At 44.2% G+C, this 992-nt stretch carries 1 protein-coding gene and 1 pseudogene; both read left to right on the top strand.

The annotated features are described in order from the left end of the window. Positions 1–575: tetratricopeptide repeat protein (locus M595_RS32945; protein WP_023069904.1), on the top strand; the 575-nt coding region annotated here is incomplete at its 5' end. After that, a pseudogene (locus tag M595_RS32940) lies at positions 556–992 on the top strand (kinesin); the annotation flags it as partial. The gene M595_RS32945 and the pseudogene M595_RS32940, both read left to right, overlap by 20 nt.

The following is a 992-nucleotide window of genomic DNA, read 5'->3' as shown; positions in this document are numbered from 1 at the left end:
AGAAAGCCCTGGGAGAAAATCATCCCGATGTCGCCACCAGCCTCAACAACTTGGCAAACCTCTACAAGTCCCAAGGACGCTACGATGAAGCCGAACCCCTCCATCAACGTTCCTTAGCTATCTGGGAGAAAACTTTAGGAGAAAACCATCCCGATGTCGCACTCAGCCTCAACGGTTTGGCATTACTATACCGTGACCAAGGACGCTACGATGAAGCCGAACCCCTCCATCAACGTTCCTTAGCTATCTGGGAGAAAACTTTAGGAGAAAACCATCCCGATGTCGCACTCAGCCTCAACGGTTTGGCATTACTATACCGTGACCAAGGAGACACAACCCAAGCGATGAATTTTCTGAGTCGAGGGTTAGATGTTGAGGAACAAAACCTGAATGTTCTCCTCGCAACCGGTTCAGAACGTCAAAAACAAGACTCGATGAAAACAGTTTCTAGTACAACTGATTATGCAGTTTCTCTGCATATTAAAGATGAGATCGGACAACTCAGAAGCGACTCGTTTAGCATTAACAACCCTTCTCCGTCGCAAAGGTCGGATTTTGGATGTAATCACAAATGACTTACAACTGTTGCGAGAAAATATTACTCCCGAAAATCAACAGCTTTTAGATGAATTAGCCGCAGTGAGAACTCAACTGGCGACTTTGATTTATAATAAACCCGAAAATCTCTCCGATGAACAATACCGTCAACTGGTTGCAAATTTAAGACAAAAATCGGAGCAACTCGAAGCGGAACTTTCTCGCCGCAGTGCCGAATTTAGAACCCTTTCAGAACCCATTACCATTGAAGCGGTACAACAGTTGATTCCCGAAGATGCAGCGTTAATTGAATTTATTTTATATAAACCTGCTGATATTAAAGCAAGACAATGGGGAAAAGATCATTATGCGGCTTATATTCTTAAATCTTCCGGCGAACCGCAATGGGTTGATTTAGGGGAAGTTGAACCCATTCACAAAGCGGCTTTCTTTCG

Origin of the sequence: Lyngbya aestuarii BL J (genome assembly GCF_000478195.2) — a bacterium.
GTDB lineage: Bacteria > Cyanobacteriota > Cyanobacteriia > Cyanobacteriales > Microcoleaceae > Capilliphycus > Capilliphycus aestuarii.
This window is presented reverse-complemented; position numbering and strand designations above follow the sequence as displayed.